Origin of the sequence: Corynebacterium sp. MSK008 (genome assembly GCF_030232585.1) — a bacterium.
GTDB lineage: Bacteria > Actinomycetota > Actinomycetes > Mycobacteriales > Mycobacteriaceae > Corynebacterium.
The window spans coordinates 1-14,247 of record NZ_JASPJX010000005.1 but is presented as its reverse complement, the minus strand read 5'-3'; the positions used below and the strand labels follow the sequence as shown (position 1 = coordinate 14,247).

The 14,247-nt window shown below is 67.0% G+C and carries 16 protein-coding genes; 13 read left to right on the top strand and 3 right to left on the bottom strand.

Going from position 1 to position 14,247, the window contains the following annotated elements; all coding sequences use genetic code 11:
- Position 1 precedes the first annotated feature (1 nt).
- The 5 genes from QP996_RS05095 to QP996_RS05075 are packed head-to-tail and all read left to right on the top strand — an operon-like array spanning position 2 to position 3,277.
- The gene (locus QP996_RS05095) at positions 2-268 is read left to right on the top strand and encodes a cation:proton antiporter (RefSeq protein ID WP_070473433.1); all 267 of its coding nucleotides are present in this window, start codon (positions 2-4) and stop codon (positions 266-268) included.
- Positions 268-582, top strand: a complete 315-nt coding sequence (locus QP996_RS05090) for a Na+/H+ antiporter subunit G (protein ID WP_284871560.1) — start codon at positions 268-270, stop codon at positions 580-582. The genes QP996_RS05095 and QP996_RS05090 overlap by 1 nt, the downstream gene beginning before the upstream one ends.
- 12 nt (positions 583-594) lie before the next feature.
- Positions 595-1,134: an RNA polymerase sigma factor gene (locus QP996_RS05085; RefSeq protein ID WP_269028413.1), complete on the top strand. Its 540-nt coding sequence runs from the start codon at positions 595-597 to the stop codon at positions 1,132-1,134.
- A 24-nt stretch (positions 1,135-1,158) separates the two neighbouring features.
- Positions 1,159-1,734: a YdhK family protein gene (locus tag QP996_RS05080; RefSeq protein ID WP_284871559.1), complete on the top strand. Its 576-nt coding sequence runs from the start codon at positions 1,159-1,161 to the stop codon at positions 1,732-1,734.
- A 25-nt stretch (positions 1,735-1,759) separates the two neighbouring features.
- The gene (locus tag QP996_RS05075; RefSeq protein WP_284871558.1) at positions 1,760-3,277 is read left to right on the top strand and encodes a YkvI family membrane protein; all 1,518 of its coding nucleotides are present in this window, start codon (positions 1,760-1,762) and stop codon (positions 3,275-3,277) included.
- Positions 3,278-3,398: 121 nt separating this feature from the next.
- Here QP996_RS05075 and QP996_RS05070 read toward each other — a convergent pair whose 3' ends face one another.
- Together QP996_RS05070 and QP996_RS05065 are read right to left on the bottom strand one after the other, a co-directional pair.
- Positions 3,399-4,424 carry an aspartate-semialdehyde dehydrogenase gene (locus tag QP996_RS05070; protein WP_284871557.1) on the bottom strand — a complete coding sequence of 342 codons (1,026 nt, stop codon included), beginning with the start codon at positions 4,422-4,424 and terminating at the stop codon, positions 3,399-3,401.
- Between the two features lie 14 nt (positions 4,425-4,438).
- Entirely contained in the window at positions 4,439-5,704 is a 1,266-nt protein-coding gene (locus QP996_RS05065) for an aspartate kinase (RefSeq protein WP_284871556.1), read from the bottom strand.
- Between the two features lie 90 nt (positions 5,705-5,794).
- Between QP996_RS05065 and QP996_RS05060 the strand changes: the two genes are divergently transcribed.
- From QP996_RS05060 to QP996_RS05025, 8 genes are all read left to right on the top strand, one after another.
- On the top strand, positions 5,795-6,646 hold the full coding sequence (locus tag QP996_RS05060) for a DMT family transporter (protein WP_284871555.1): 852 nt from the start codon (positions 5,795-5,797) through the stop codon (positions 6,644-6,646).
- A gap of 36 nt (positions 6,647-6,682) precedes the next feature.
- Entirely contained in the window at positions 6,683-7,099 is a 417-nt protein-coding gene (locus tag QP996_RS05055) for a helix-turn-helix domain-containing protein (RefSeq protein WP_284871554.1), read from the top strand.
- 1 nt (position 7,100) lies between these two features.
- Positions 7,101-7,661 (top strand): PIN domain-containing protein, encoded by a 561-nt coding sequence (locus tag QP996_RS05050; RefSeq protein ID WP_284871553.1) that lies wholly within the window; start codon positions 7,101-7,103, stop codon positions 7,659-7,661.
- 136 nt (positions 7,662-7,797) lie between these two features.
- Positions 7,798-9,609 carry a 2-isopropylmalate synthase gene (leuA, locus tag QP996_RS05045; protein ID WP_284871552.1) on the top strand — a complete coding sequence of 604 codons (1,812 nt, stop codon included), beginning with the start codon at positions 7,798-7,800 and terminating at the stop codon, positions 9,607-9,609.
- Between the two features lie 56 nt (positions 9,610-9,665).
- The gene (locus tag QP996_RS05040) at positions 9,666-10,883 is read left to right on the top strand and encodes a hypothetical protein (RefSeq protein WP_284871551.1); all 1,218 of its coding nucleotides are present in this window, start codon (positions 9,666-9,668) and stop codon (positions 10,881-10,883) included.
- 14 nt (positions 10,884-10,897) lie between these two features.
- Positions 10,898-11,890, top strand: a complete 993-nt coding sequence (locus tag QP996_RS05035) for an exonuclease domain-containing protein (RefSeq protein ID WP_284871550.1) — start codon at positions 10,898-10,900, stop codon at positions 11,888-11,890.
- Positions 11,891-11,900: 10 nt separating this feature from the next.
- Positions 11,901-13,187 carry a MurT ligase domain-containing protein gene (locus QP996_RS05030; RefSeq protein ID WP_284871549.1) on the top strand — a complete coding sequence of 429 codons (1,287 nt, stop codon included), beginning with the start codon at positions 11,901-11,903 and terminating at the stop codon, positions 13,185-13,187.
- On the top strand, positions 13,180-13,899 hold the full coding sequence (locus QP996_RS05025; RefSeq protein ID WP_284871548.1) for a type 1 glutamine amidotransferase: 720 nt from the start codon (positions 13,180-13,182) through the stop codon (positions 13,897-13,899). Before QP996_RS05030 ends, QP996_RS05025 begins: the two co-directional genes overlap by 8 nt.
- 9 nt (positions 13,900-13,908) lie before the next feature.
- Here QP996_RS05025 and QP996_RS05020 read toward each other — a convergent pair.
- On the bottom strand, positions 13,909-14,247 hold a 339-nt coding region (locus QP996_RS05020; RefSeq protein WP_284871547.1), incomplete at its 5' end, for an HNH endonuclease signature motif containing protein.

Genomic DNA, 14,247 nt, shown 5'->3' with positions numbered 1-14,247 from the left:
CATGTTCACCACAATCATGCAGATCTGCCTGATCGTCATGGCCGTCAGTCTGCTCATCGCACTCGGCGCCGTGATCCTGACCAAAGACGAGCTCTCCCGCGCCGTGATGGCCGATGTGATCTTCTACTCCATGATCGCCATCTTCCTGGTGTGGACCCTGTTCAACTCCTCCGCCATCGCCTACGAAATCCCGCTGCTCGCCGGCCTGGTGTGCGGCGTGATCCCGACGATCTCCATGGCCCGCATCATCTCGAGAGGACGCCGCTAATGACCATCGCCGAAATCATCGTCGCCGTGCTGGTTGTCCTGGCCACCATCTGCGTGGTCGCCACCACCATCCTGCAGCTGCGCGCCCCCGACGCCCTGACGCGCGTAAACCTGCTCGGCCCCCTTGTGGTCGTGACCTTCCCCATCCTCATCGTGGCCAAACTCATCCACTCCTGGACCACCACCGGCTTCGACCTCAACGACTTCATCCGCGCCGTGCTGGCCATCGCCGCGGTGTGGATCGTCGGCTCCGTGGCGTCGTTCATCATGGGCCGCTCCCTCTACGGCGTCACGGTCTCCGACAAAAAGAACTAACGTAATGAGCTTGTGAGCACTAGCGACGACGCGTACGTCACGGACCTGGCACTGCGCGCCGGCCGTGGCGACAAACACGCGCTCACCGAATTCATCCGGCTCACCCAAAACGACGTGTGGCGCCTTCTGGCCCACCTCGCCGGCCCCCAGCACGCCGACGACCTGACGCAAGAGACCTACCTGCGCGTCCTCGGGTCGCTTCCGCGCTTTCAAGCCCGCTCCACCGCGCGCACCTGGCTGCTCTCGCTCGCACGCCGCGCCTGGGTGGACTCCGTGCGCCACGACATGGCCAGACCCCGCAAATCGGCGGCCGAATACGAAGACGTCGCCGCCGCCAACCCTAGCCCCGACAACCCCAACACCTGGGGCGACGTCATCGACGCACGCTCGCTTCTCGACGAGCTACCGCCCGAACGCCGCGAAGCCCTCGTCCTGACGCAAGTGATGGGCTACACCTACGAGGAAGCCGCCCGCATCGCCGGCGTGCGCGTCGGCACCATCCGCTCCCGAGTGGCGCGCGCCCGACGGGATCTGGTTGCCGGGAGTAACTAGGCGGGTAGAGCTAGAGTTGAAGACATGCGTATCTCTCGATCAATTGCACTGACCTCCCTTGCGGCGGTGACGGCTCTGTCGGTGGCTGGGTGTGCGTCGGAAAGCGACGACGCCCCCGCAGAGCACGCTGACCACGCTGAACAAGCTGACCACGGTGGGCACGGTGGGCACGACCACCCGGCGGACGGCGGGCCTGCCCCGGCCGGCATCGCCGAGGCGGCTGACCCGACCTACCCCGTGGGCACCGAAGTCACGCTCAACGCCGACCACATGCCCGGCATGGACGGCGCCACCGCAACCATCTCCGGTGCCTTCGACACCACCGCCTACGCCGTGTCCTACACCCCCACGGACGGCGGCGACCCGGTGACCAACCACAAGTGGGTCGTGCAGGAAGAGCTCGACGGTGTTGGCAGCGAGAAGCTTGGCGCGGGCGACACGGCCACGATCACCGCCGAGCACATGTCCGGCATGCAGGGCGCGGAGGCGACCATCGACTCCGCCACCGACGAGACGGTCTACATGGTGGACATCGATTCGCCGGAAATGACCATGAAGCGGCACAAGTGGGTCGTCGAAAGCGAAATCCAGCCCACGTAGAACCTTCGAATAGACTGATCACACTATGTTGAAAAACGCACTCTTAATTTCATTCGCCTTCATCGGCACCGTCGTCGGCGCCGGCTTCGCCTCCGGCCAGGAAGCGATGCTGTACTTCTCCGCCTTCGGCACCCAGGGCCTCTGGGGCGCAGTCCTAGGCTCCGCGCTGATGCTCATCGCCGGCGTGACCATCCTCCAGCTCGGCTCCTTCTTCCAAGCCAAGGAGCACATGGAAGTCCTCGGCTCCATCTCCTCCAAGGTGATGGGCTGGATCCTGGACATCGCCACCATCGTCACCCTGTTCTCCATCGGGTTCGTCATGTTCGCCGGCGCCGGCGCCAACCTCAACCAGCAGTTCGGCCTGCCCGTGTGGGTCGGCGCGGTGCTCATGCTCGCCGCCACCATCGGCTTCGGCATGCTCGACGTGGACAAAGTCACCGGCGCCATCGGCGCACTCACCCCGTTTTTGCTGATCTTCGTCATCGTCGGCTGCGGCTGGACCCTGATCAACGCCCACCCGGACTGGAGTGCGCTCAACGCCGCAGCCGCGCAGGTGGACTCCTCCCTGCCCAACTGGTGGATCGCCGCGCTGAACTACACCGGCCTGAACGTCATGTGCGTCGTGTCCATGGCGCTGGTCATCGGCGGCAACCAGCTGGACACCCGCGCAGCCGGCCTCGGCGGCCTGTTCGGCGGCATCGGCTACCTAGTCATGCTCATGCTGCTGGCGCTCGCACTGCTGGTCAAGATTGAGACCGTCGAGGGCCAGGACATGCCGCTTCTGACCCTGATCACCGACATCAACCCGACCATGGGCTTGGTCATGTCCCTGGTGATTTTCGGCATGATCTTCGCCACCTGCCTGGGCATGTTCTTCGCTCTGGGCAAGCGCCTCGCCCGCGGGCGCGAAGACAAGTTCCGCATCATCTTCATCTCCGCCTGTCTGATCGGCTTCGTGCTGTCGTTCGTGGGCTTCCAGCAGCTCGTCTCTACCGTCTACCCGATCCTGGGCTACCTGGGCCTGCTGCTCATCGTGGTGATGACGATCGCGTGGATCCGCGGCATTCCGAAGCTGCGCAAGGAAGGCGACCGTCGCCGCCGCGCGCTTGAGCTGACCCGCAAGAAGATGGACCCGGCCGAGCGCTTCACCAAAAACGACGAGCGCGAGCTCGAGTACATCACGGCTAAATCCAACGTGGACGCCGAGGAGCTGTCCGAGGCCCTCGAGGAAGAGGTCGCCCAGGAGCTGCTCGACGACGAGGAGAGCGAGTTCGAGGAGGAAGACCGCGAGAACCCCTCCGACGTCGTCTACGTCTCCTACACCGACCCCGTCAGCGCCGACGAGTACGCGGCCAACCCCGACGAGCCGTGGAACGACCACACCGTCGACGACATGATCGCCGCCGAAGAAGCCGAGGAGGCGGCAGCCGGCCCGGACAACAGCCTGGGCGGCGACACCAACGCGGACGAAGAGGACGCCGCGGAGGAAACCGGCGGCTCCACCGCTGTTTCCGCGAAGGATGCAGGCTCGACCAAGCTGTAGCGCCCCAACGCTTAAAGCCCCACTGACGTTTCCCGGCGGAATCTGTCAGTGGGGCTTTATAGTGCCTGGTCGACGCAAACGGGCGGCGGGATTTGTCAGCGCCACGCGAAGCGCCGCCGCGCTAGACCAAAAGCTCGGCGATCTGGATCGTGTTCAGCGCCGCGCCCTTGCGCAGGTTGTCGCCAGCGACGACGAGCACGAGCCCACGGCCGCCGTCGACGGACTGGTCCTGGCGGATGCGGCCCACCAGGGACTCGTCGATGCCGGTGGCGGCGCGCGGCGTCGGCACGTCCACCACTTTCACGCCCGGCGCGGCAGCCAGGATCTCCTCCGCCTGCTGCGGGGTGACTGCCTGGTCGAACTCGGCGTGCACGACCATCGTGTGGCCGGTGAACACCGGCACGCGCACGCATGTGCCCGCCACCTTCAGCTCCGGGATACCCAGGATCTTGCGCGATTCGTTGCGTAGTTTCTGCTCTTCGTCGGTTTCGGCGGAGCCATCGTCGACAAGCGAGCCCGCAAGCGGCAGCGCGTTGAACGCGATGGGCTCGACGTAGGGGCCGAGGTCGCTAGGCTTCTCGACGTCCTCCCGGACCAACCCACGCGGATCCCCCAACGCCTCAACCTGGGTGGCCAGCGCCTCCACACCGGCCAGGCCAGAGCCGGAGACGGCCTGGTAGGAGGCGACGCGGAGGGTGGTGAGACCGAAGGCGTTATGAAGCGGCTTGAGCACCGGCATCGCCGCCATGGTGGTGCAGTTCGGGTTGGCGATGATGCCCTTGGGCAGCTCGCGTGCGGCCTCCGGGTTGACCTCGGAGACGATCAGCGGGACCTCGTCGTCCTTGCGCCACGCCGAGGAGTTGTCCACCACGGTCGCGCCCGCGGCGGCGAAGACCGGCGCCCACTCGCGCGAGGCGGACCCGCCGGCGGAGAACAACGCGATGTCGACGTCTGCCACAGATTCCTCGGTGATCTGGGTGAGGTCCTCGACGGTGATGTCCTCGCCGCGGAACTCAAGGGTCGTGCCGGCGGAGCGCGGGGAGGCGAAGAAACGCACCGTGTCGGCTGGGAAGTTGCGCTCGGTGAGGATGTCGCGCATCACGCGGCCGACCTGGCCGGTGGCGCCGACGACTGCAAGCGTGGTCATTGAAAAAACTCCTTCTAACGTCCGGTGCCTGCGTAGACCACGGCCGGCTCGTCGCCGCCGAGGTCGAACTTGGTGTGGATCGCGCGCGCGGCCTCTGCCACGTCCGCCTGGCGCACCACGGCGGTGATGCGGATTTCGGAGGTGGTGATCATCTCGATGTTGATGCCGGCGTCGCGCAGCGCGTCGCAGAAGTCGGCGGTGACACCCGGGTGGGACTTCATGCCGGCGCCGACGAGCGAGACCTTGCCGATCTGGTCGTCGTAGCTTAGGTCGTCCCAGCCCTCGGCGGACTGCAGGGCGCGCAGCTTCTCCATGGTTCGCGCACCGTCGGCCTTGGGCAAGGTGAAGGTGATGTCGGTCTTGTTGTCGTGCGAGTTGGAGATGTTCTGGATCACCATGTCGATGTTGACTTCACTGTCGGCGAGCTCGCGGAAGACCTTGGCGGCCTCGCCGACCTCGTCCTTGATGCCCAGGATGGTGATCTTGGCCTCCGAGTCGTCGGTGGCTACGCCGGAAAGTACTGCTTCTTCCATGGGGATATCCTCCAATGCTCCGGCGACCAGGGTGCCGGTATCTGTGCTGTAAGACGAGCGCACCCGCATGGGCACGTTGAATGCGCGGGCGTACTCCACGCTGCGCAACACCAGGATTTTGGACCCGGATGCGGCAAGCTCGAGCATTTCCTCGAAGCAGAGCTTGTCCAGCTTGCGCGCGTCGGGCACGATGCGCGGGTCGGCGGTGTAGACGCCGTCGACGTCGGAGTAGATCTCGCATTCGTCGGCGCCCATCGCGGCGGCCAGGGCCACGGCGGTGGTGTCGGAGCCGCCGCGGCCGAGTGTGGTCACGTCCTTGGTTTCACGGTTCACGCCCTGGAAGCCGGCGACGATGGCGATGTTGCCTTCGTCCACGGCCTCCTGCACGCGCCCCGGCGTGACTTCCAGGATGCGGGCGTTGCCGTGGCGTTCGGTGGTGATCACGCCGGCCTGTGAGCCGGTGAACGACTGCACCTTCTCCCCCAGCGCGTGCACCGCCATGGCCACCAGCGAGTTGGAGATGCGCTCGCCGGCGGTGAGCAGCATGTCCATCTCGCGCGCGGGCGGGGTGGGGTTGACCTCGTTGGCGAGGTCGAGCAGTTCGTCGGTGGTGTCGCCCATGGCGGAGCAGACCACCACGACGTCGTTGCCGGCGCGGCGCGTGTCCACGATCCGCTTGGCGACGGCCTTGATCCGCTCCGCGCTTTCCAGGGAGGAGCCCCCGTATTTCTGAACGATCAGTGCCATTCGTACCTCCGCGGATCTGGGTGCATTCCAACGGACAAGAATAGCGTCCCAAAACTGCCGATTCAGCCACCCGCGTTAATATCATTCACCGTGCACAACAATTTTCTCGCCGTTGCGTTCGCGCTGATCTCGGCCGCGACCATGGCGGCGGGGACTGTGTGGCGCCACCGCATCATGCGCGCGGGCGCGCCTGAGGGGGAGAACAACGACTCGCCGTTGCGGTCGTTGAAGCGGCCGGCGTGGTGGGCGTCGATGGGCATCGCGTTTGTGGCGTACGGCTTCCAGGCGGCGGCGCTGGCGTTCGGGTCGCTGCTGGTGGTGCAGCCGATTCTGGCGCTGTCGCTGATGCTGACGCTGCTGTTTTCGGCGTGGGCGGACAAGCGACATATGCACACCACGGAGGCGTTTTGGGCGGTGCTGCTCACCGCGTCTGTGGGCGGGGTGGTCGTGCTCGGCCGCCCGCTGCCCGGCCAGCGCGACCCCGCCGCCTGGGAGTGGTGGGTTGTCGTGGGCACCGCGGTGGCGATCATTGCGGCCTCGTACGCCATTGCTTCTCGACGTCCCCCCGCCGGCAAAGCCCTCATCTTCGGCACCGCCTGCGGCGCCATGTACGGCTACCAGGCCGTGTTCTCCAAGGTTGCGGTCGACGGCTTCGTCCACGGCGGCGTTCTCGGCCTGCTGGCCACGTGGCAGCTGTGGGCCATGCTGCTGGCGGCCACGGCCGGCACGGTCGTGCAGCAGTACGCCTTCGCCGCGGGCAACCTGGCCACCTCGCTTCCGGCGTCGAAGATCATCGAGCCGCTCGTCGCGTTTTCTCTGGGCCTGTTTTTGCTCGGCGAATCCTTCCGCGTGGATTCGGTGCTGGGGTGGGCGGCCGTTGGGACGTCGATAGGCGTAATGCTCGTCTCCGCCGCAATGCTCACGCGGGTGAGCATCCGGTAGAGTGTCAGATATAACTGTCAACCTAAGGGGGTTGCGATGACGCTGATACCCGCAAGCGGAAACCTGCACTTCACCCGCGACACGCAGCGGCGCGTCGCCCATTCGATAGACCGTCTAAGCGTGCTGCACGACGAAACAGGCCACCCGCTGCCCGACGACATCAACGAAGTACTCCACGCAGTCCTGCAAGCAATTGCGGAAGGCGAACCACTTTCCGTCTCCTCACTGCCGGAAGAAGTCACCCCCAACACCGCCGCCTCGATGTTGGGCCTGTCCCGCACCACGGTGATGAAATACGTCGACGAAGGACGCCTTCACGCCACGAAGGTGGGCAGCCACCACCGGATTCCTGCACGTGAAGTGCTTGTCCTACGCGACGAGATCAAGCGCAAAAGGTTGGACGCAGTCTTCGACGTCATGCAGCTAGAACACACGATGGGCAACAGCCACTGACATGGTTCGCAACGTGCTGCCCGACGCAAACATTTGGGCCTCCGCGACCTTGCATTCATGGTTCGGCCTGATCGCTGCGGTTTCTCCCGGAGTGTGGAAATTTCACTGGACCGAGGACATCCTCGCCGAAGCGGTGCATGCGCGGCGGCGCCGATTCCCGCACGCATCGAGCACACAGATGGAGCAACTCCGGGAACGACTCATGACAGTGATGGGCGACAACCAAATCCGCGACTTCCCTTTCGACGACAGCACTGCACTGCCGGACCCGCTGGATGCGCACGTCCACTCCGCGGCCGTTCACGGTGACCTCGACGTGCTAGTGACACAAAATGTGGCCGATTTCCAAGTGGCCGAGCGCCTGCCCTACGACGTCGTCACCGCCGACCGCTGGCTAGTTGGGGCAACCTACACCGCACCGCGCGTTGTTGATCGGACGATCTCCCAGCAGCTTGAATTCCGGCAACGTATTGGTGAACCGTTCGACCTCGCCGCCCAGCTCCGCGCTGCGGACTGCCCAGGGTTCGCTGAAATTGTGCACACCCGACTCGACCTGATGTAAGGTGTGCCACATGTCGCACAGGGCGCTTCTCCTTCTACGCCGCGGCGGGAATCAGGCCAACTAACACGGCCGGCACCCCGTCGCGGAGTTTCTGTTGGCCGGCCGTGGAACACACCCCCAACAAAGGAGAACTCCAATGACCGACTTTTTTACACCCCGCGAGATCCAGACCCCTTCCGGCCCGCGTAACGAAGGCCAACCGGCGTGGAACAAGCAGCGCGGCTCGCAGATGCCGGTAGACCGCTACCTCACCTTCGCCGAAGAGGTCGAAGACATCCAGCTGCCGGACCGCACCTGGCCCGACAAGAAAATCACCCGCGCGCCGCAGTGGTGCGCCGTGGACCTGCGCGACGGCAACCAGGCGCTGATCGACCCGATGAGCCCCGAGCGCAAGCGCCGCATGTTCAACCTGCTGGTAGAGATGGGCTTCAAGGAGATCGAGGTCGGCTTCCCGTCCGCCTCCCAGACCGACTTCGACTTCGTGCGCGAGATCATCGAAAAGGACATGATCCCCGACGACGTGACCATCCAGGTCCTCGTGCAGGCGCGTGAGCACCTGATCCGCCGCACCTTTGAGGCGTGCGCGGGCGCGAAGAACGTCATCGTGCACTTCTACAACTCCACCTCGAAGCTGCAGCGCCGCGTGGTCTTCCGCAAGGACCGCGACGCGATTAAAAAGCTGGCCACCGACGCCGCGGAGCTGATCAAAACCATCGCCGCCGACTACCCGGACACCAACTGGCGCTGGGAATACTCGCCCGAGTCCTTCACCGGCACCGAGCTGGACTTTGCCAAGGAAGTCTGCGACGCGGTCGTGGACGTCATGGCGCCGACGCCGGAGAACCCGATGATCATCAACCTGCCGTCCACAGTCGAGATGATCACCCCCAACGTGTACGCCGACTCCATCGAGTGGATGCACCGCAACTTAAACAACCGCGAGTCCATCATCATCTCCCTGCACCCGCACAACGACCGCGGCACCGGCGTCGCCGCAGCCGAACTGGGCTACATGGCCGGCGGCGACCGCATCGAGGGCTGCCTTTTCGGCAACGGCGAGCGCACCGGCAACGTCGACCTGGTCACCCTCGGGCTGAACATGCTCACCCAGGGCGTGGACCCGCAAATCGACTTCTCCGACATCAACCGCATCCGCGAAGTCGTCGAGTACTGCAACCAGCTGCGCGTGCCGGAGCGCCACCCCTACGGCGGCGACCTGGTCTTCACCGCGTTCTCCGGCTCGCACCAAGACGCGATTAATAAGGGTCTGGACGCGCTGGCGCAGACTGTCCGTCCTGAAGCAACGAGCTCCGAGGTCACCTGGGAGGAGCTGCGCGAGACCACCTGGGAGGTGCCGTACCTGCCCATCGACCCGAAGGACGTCGGCCGCACCTATGAGGCTGTGATCCGCGTGAACTCGCAGTCCGGCAAGGGCGGGGTTGCCTACATCATGAAGACGGACCACGGCATCAACATGCCGCGTGCCATGCAGCCGGAGTTTTCCGCCATCGTGCAAAACATCACCGACTCGGAGGGCGGCGAGGTCAACTCCAAGAACATGTGGGACGTCTTCGCCACCACCTACCTGGACCTGGATTCGCCGCTGGAGCTGGCGCACTACCGCATTGACGCCGCCGAGGAGGAGGGCCAGGACACCCGCGTGGAGGCGACGGTGGTCTACGAGGGCGCGTCCCGCGACGTCGCGGGCACGGGCAACGGCCCGATCGCGGCGTTCGCGAACGCGCTGGAGCAGGTCGGCATCGACTTTGAGGTGCAGGACTACTCGCAGCGCGCCCGCACGGCCGGCGACGACGCGGACGCAGTCTGCTACATCCACGCGGACGTCGACGGCACGTCGGCGTGGGGTGTGGGTATCGCCGGGTCCACCACGCGCGCGTCGCTGGAGGCGATCGTCTCGGCGGTCAACCGCTCGACTGCCGCGAATTAGCGCCCGCGCGCTATACTTGCGTGACTTAACCACACATTTCAGCGGGAGGTTGCGTGATGGCTATGTACGAGGTGCCTGCGGGCACCCGTCGCCTCCCCGTGGAGCGTTTGCCTATCGACGTTCCTTCGGCCACCCTCACCCCGGAACTCGACGTCGTGGTGGACGGCGAGGTTGTCGGCTCGGTTGAGGACGCGGAGCTGGCCCAGCTGGCCGCCGCCGGCGTGACCCCGGTGTTGGCCGCCGACGGCGGCGCGGTCGTGCTGCCGCCGGCGGGCCAGGTCCTGCCGGTGAACACCCCGCCGCGCGAGCCGTGGGCGCTGCTGCCCGCCGGCGAGCGCTACGTGGCGGATCTGCACGAAAAGTTGCCGATGGAGTCGCCGGCGCAGGTGCTGGTGTCGATGGGCTTCGACGACGCCGGCGACATCGTGCTGTGCGTCGACGGCGACGTCATCGGCGAGCTGGACCCGGCCGCCGGCGAGGCGTTGACCCCGACGCTGCGGCGCTTGGAGGACCGAGGTCTCATCGCGGTGGCACGCGGCTACACCACCGCGGTGGAGGGCGGCGCCTCGTTGGCCGTGATCGCAGGCCCGATCGAGGGCGACGACATCGCGATCTCCCCGCTGCCGCCGATCGTGCGCGAGGTCGAGGTTGCGCACCCGGCCACGAACTTCTTCGCCACGGTGGATGCGGAGGCCGCAGCACTTGCCGCGGACACGCAGGAGCGCCCGACGGTCGCCGCCCGCGAGTCCAATAAAGCACGCGGCCCGCTCATCGCCGCCGCGGCGGCGGTCGCAGCGCTCGTGCTCGCGGGTGTGGGCACCGTGGTGATGAGTTCGCCGACCAGCCTGCAGCGCGACTCCACCTCGGCGTACCAGGAAACCACGGAGATCTCGCAGCCGAGCAGCTCCACGCAATCCTCGGAGCCGACCGAGCCCTCCGAGCCTTCCGAGTCCCCTTCGCAGTTCAGCACCGAGCTTCCGGAGCAGGCCCCGGCGCCGCAGCAGCCGCAGCAGGCCCCGGTGCAGCGCGCACCAGCGCCAGCGCCGGCCCCGGCACCCGCGCCGCAGCAACAGGCCCCAGCCCCCGCACCGGCACCTGCCCCAGCCCCAGCGCCGGCCCCAGCCCCCGCACCGGCTCCCGCGCCGGCACCGGCTCCCGCACCAGCCCCGGCACCCGCGCCGCAGCAGCAGCCGTACGAGTACAACATCGGCGGGCTGAAGGTGCGCTCGAACACCAGGCTGGATCAGCCGCTGTACGAGGTGGCCGAGCCGTAAGCTACGTTGGAACGATGACTGAGAACGACTACCCCTACGTGGCGCTGTTTACCCAGGCCACGGGGATTCACCCGTCGACGGGGCGCCTGCTCACCATCGACGCGGTCACGTTCGACGCCGCCGGGCGCGTGGGCGAGGAGTTCCACGCCGTGGTCAACCCCGGCACCGACCCCGGCCCCGCCCACACCCACGGCCTGACCCCGCACGACTTCGCCCAAGCCCCGCGCTTTTCCCGCTTTCTGCGCACGCTGGACAAGCTTCTCGACGGCCGCGTGCTCGTCACCCACGACTCCCCCACCACCTGGGGTTTCGTCGTCTCCGAGGCGCGCCGGGCCATGAACGCCGCGGCCCGGGCGAACCGTTCGCGCCGCGGCCGCGGCAATAGGCGCCGCCAGCGTGTCGGCCACGTCCCTAAGCCAACTGCGATCGTGGACCTTTTGGCTAGTGCCCGCAGGCAGGGTCACATCCCGGTGGACACCCGCATCAACGCCGTGGCCAACCTCGTCGGCGTCGCGTCCACCCCACCGACCGCCTCCACCGAGCGCATCGGCGAGCCCGAGGCCGAGTTCTCGCGCGGGCAAACCCTGAAACTGGTGGCCATGTACCTCCAGCTCACCCCCGGCGGATTGGTCGAGCTCAACCCCGAGGATTTGACGCCGGACGCGTTCGGGTTGCAGCGCTCGTCGATACGCGTGGATGCGGAAAAAGCCCCCGCCGTCAGCGCGAACCCCGGCCACCTCGGCAAAGGCGGGCTGCTGCGCGGCATGGAATTCGTCGTCTCCGACGACATCGCCCTCGACCCCGACGAGCTCATCGACGCCGGCGTGCGCGCCGGGCTGACCTACCGCGAAAAACTCACCCGCGAAACCTCCGTCGCTGTCTCCGACGCCATGCAGCGCGACGCGGAACTGCGCGGCAAAGCCATGCACGCCCACCGCAAAGACATCCCCGTCGTCTCCGGCGAAGAATTCGCGCGGCTAGTCGGCCAGATGTCATCCGCGGAGTAGCCTTGTCCGCATGCAAGGACCCATCTCCCGCATCCGCACCGCGGTAGCCGCCACCGCCGCCAACCTGGCCACGGCCGCCTCGCGCGCCACCGGCCGCGGCGCCGGCGGCATGATCGGCGGCCTCGTCGCCGCGGCGATCGACCCCAACATCATGGCCTCCCTCGGCGGCGGCCGCCCCGCCGTCCTGGTCACCGGCACCAACGGCAAATCCACCACCACCCGCATGCTCGCCGGAGCCGTCGGCGCCAAGCACACCGTGGCCACCAACGACGGCGGCGACAACATGGACGCCGGCATCATCTCCGCCCTCCTCGCCGGCAAAGACGCCGACACCATCGTCTTAGAGGTCGACGAGCTGCACGTGCCCAAAGTCGCCGAGCGCCTGCAGCCGACAGCGTTCGTGCTGCTCAACCTCACCCGCGACCAACTCGACCGCGTCGGCGAAATCAACAGCATCGAGCGCGCCCTGCGCGACGCGGTCATGGCACACCCGGACGCCACCGTCGTCGCCAACTGCGACGACGTGCTGATCACCTCCATCGCCTACGACCACCCGAACGTCGTGTGGGTGTCCGCCGGCGCCGGCTGGACCGGCGACTCCGTGACCAACCCCCGCTCCGGCGGGCACGTCGTGCGCTCCTCCGTCGCGGACAATGAGCAAAACGACTGGTACGCCGTCGAACCGCTCCCCGACGGCCGCGAATTCCGCCGCCCCACCCCCAAGTACAGGGTGGAGGGGGAGACGTTGGTGGGACCGGAGGGCGTCGCAAAGCTTGAGCTCAAACTCCCCGGCCGCGCGAACCGCGGCAACGCCGCCCAAGCCATCGCCGCAGCCGTCGAAGCGTTCCACATCCCCCTCGACGCCGCCGTGCGCGCCGCCGCCGACGTGGACAACGTCGCCGGCCGTTACACCACCGTCCACCTCGGCGACCACGACGTCCACCTCCTCCTGGCGAAAAACCCCGCCGGCTGGCAAGAAGCGCTGTCCATGGTCGACCGCGACGCCGACGGCGTTGTCATCGCCGTCAACGCCCAACAAGGCGACGGCGAGGACGTCTCCTGGCTCTGGGACGTCAAGTTCGAGGACTTCGGTGACACTCACGTCGTCGCCGCTGGCGAGCGCGCCACCGACCTCGCCGTACGCCTCACCTACGGCGGCATCGACCACGACGTCGTCCACGACGCGATCGCCGCGATCCGCGCTTGCCCGCCCGGGCGCGTCGAGGTGCTGGCCAACTACACCGCGCTGCTGAACCTGCGCCGCGCGCTGACCAAGGAGGAGGACTACCGTGCCTAAACTCACCATCGGCCTCGTCCTGCCCGACGTGCTGGGCACGTACGGCGACGACGGCAACGCGCTCGTGCTGCGCGAGCGTGCGCGCCGCCGCGGCATCGAGGCGTCCATCGAGCGCATTTTGCTTCACGACGACGTCCCGCCCTCCTACGACCTCTACACCCTGGGCGGCGGCGAAGACTCCGCCCAACTGCTCGCCGCGGCGCGGCTGAGCGCGTCGCCCGGGCTGCAGGCCGCAGCCGCCGACGGCCGTCCCATCTTCGCGGTGTGCGCGGGCCTGCAGGTGCTCGGCCACACGTTCCGCGCGCACGGCGAGGAGGCCGAGGGCGTCGGACTTCTCGACGTCACCACCGCCCCGCTTCCCCGCCGCGCCACCGGCGAACTCGCCTCCGAACCCACTGGCGCCGGCATCACCGCCTCACTTTCCGAGCCGCTGACCGGCTTCGAAAACCACATGGGCGCGACCGTGCTCGGCCCGGACGCCTCGGCGTTGGGGCGGGTGACCCGCGGCGTGGGCAACGGCGCCGACGGCGAGAAGGTCGACGGCGTTGTGCAGGGCAGCGTGATCGCCACCTACATGCACGGTCCAGCGCTGGCCCGCAACCCGCAGCTCGCGGACCTGCTCATCGCCCGCGCACTGGACATCCCGCTCGCGGATCTGGAGCCGCTTCAGCTCGACGCAGTGACCAAGCTGCGCGAGGAGCGCCTGCGTTAATTCGCGTTGTTAGGGGCCAGCTCTTCGTGGTCCGAAGAGTTGGTCGAGTGCTCCGCGGTCGGTGTTTCTCAGGTGATATCCCCGCGGTGAGATCCACCAGGGTGCGCCCCTGATCATGGCGATGCGGCCGCGGGACTTTCGCCAGGGGTCGTCGTCGTTGACCCGGTTGTGGTAGCGGCATAGCGGCACCAGGTTGTCCATGTTGGTCTGCCCGCCGTGTTTCCACGCCTCCACATGGTGAATCTCCGCACCGTACGCCCCGTGCCTACAACCTGGGAAGGCGCACACGGGTGAGACCATGCAGGCCATGTCGCGCTGTTTCTGGTTGGCGAAACGCTCGGTGTCGTA